Genomic DNA, 1,143 nt, shown 5'->3' on the forward strand with positions numbered 1-1,143 from the left:
AAAAAAGCTCCGGAGATGCTGCGGGCCCCCTCGTAGGTGGCGTCGGCGCAGAGGCTGACGATCCCCAGCAAAACAATGAAGCGCCAAGGGGAATCGGGCATAACCAGCTCCTGAGGATGGGAAATCCAATTGGGGATTGGGACTAGGGTTGGTGCTGAGGAGCGTGATGGAATACTTGGACGCTGTGGCAAGTAACTAGACCGTCGCGCACCAGATTTTTAACATCCGGCAGAAAGGCTTTAATTTTCTCCGGCGTGTCGATAAACGTTACCAAAATAGGCAGATCTGTGGAAAGTTCGAGAAGGTTGCTGCTGCGAATGTGGCTGTTGCGGCCAAAACCGGCAATGGCTCTCACCACCGTACCTCCCGCCATGCCCCGCCGACGGGCCAGCTCCAGCAGAGCCAGGTAGAGAGGCTTATTTTGCCAGTGATCCGACTCGCCAATGTAGATATCTAACTTGTAGACTTCGGGTTCATTGTCTAGCATGCTTGGAGCTCTCTTTTCCGCTTGAATTTTTTAAATCCTTGTTGCTATCGCCACAGTCTCGCCAACAGGATCCCAAGTTCCATCGCCAGAGCTCCTAATAAACAGGAGCCAAACCAATAGACAAAACCAGTTACAAAGCGATGCTGCTGCCAGAGGTTAAAGGTATCCAACTCATAGGTGGAAAAGGTGGTGTAGGAACCCAAAAAGCCAACTCCAAACAGCAGGCGAAATTCCGGTGAGATCTCGGGTCGCTTCATGGCCAGGGTGGCAAACCAGCCCATAACAAAACAGCCCGACAGGTTGATGATCAAAGTTCCGTAGGGAAAACTGGGGCCAAATCGCTCCGCAAACCAGACAGAGAGATAGTAGCGGCTCAGGGATCCACCAATGGCCCCCAAAGCCACCGCCAAAGGAACTCTCAAAAGCGGAGAGGCTAACTCCTGACTTAGGTAAGTCCACACCGATTGCAGACTCATCACATCTCCTCGGCTAGGCTGACAAAACAATTCCAAAAGGACGAGCCCTCAACCTTGGTTCGCTCCTACGATGGCATTTCTTGTTTTTCCGAACTCCTCTTCTTCTACCAAAATCACCGGAATGGAGCTGGTCTCCAACACTGCTTGGGAAGTGGATCCCACCAACACTTGCTCCCAGGG

The 1,143-nt window shown here is 52.1% G+C and carries 2 protein-coding genes; both read right to left on the reverse strand.

Annotated features, from left to right (window positions below; all coding sequences use genetic code 11):
• Positions 1-142 precede the first annotated feature (142 nt).
• Positions 143-487: a DUF190 domain-containing protein gene (locus NW858_RS04305; RefSeq protein WP_414348805.1), complete on the reverse strand. Its 345-nt coding sequence runs from the start codon at positions 485-487 to the stop codon at positions 143-145.
• 44 nt (positions 488-531) lie between these two features.
• The gene (gene crcB / locus NW858_RS04310) at positions 532-963 is read right to left on the reverse strand and encodes a fluoride efflux transporter CrcB (RefSeq protein ID WP_414348806.1); all 432 of its coding nucleotides are present in this window, start codon (positions 961-963) and stop codon (positions 532-534) included.
• Positions 964-1,143: the final 180 nt, after the last annotated feature.

It is taken from the genome of Synechococcus sp. H55.10 (genome assembly GCF_047502715.1).
Classification (GTDB): domain Bacteria; phylum Cyanobacteriota; class Cyanobacteriia; order Thermostichales; family Thermostichaceae; genus Thermostichus.

Excerpts from the sequence above, each read along its gene's own strand:
- crcB (WP_414348806.1), bottom strand. The coding sequence starts at position 963 with ATGAGTCTGCAATCGGTGTGGACTTACCTAAGTCAGGAGTTAGCCTCT.
- NW858_RS04305 (WP_414348805.1), bottom strand. The coding sequence starts at position 487 with ATGCTAGACAATGAACCCGAAGTCTACAAGTTAGATATCTACATTGGC.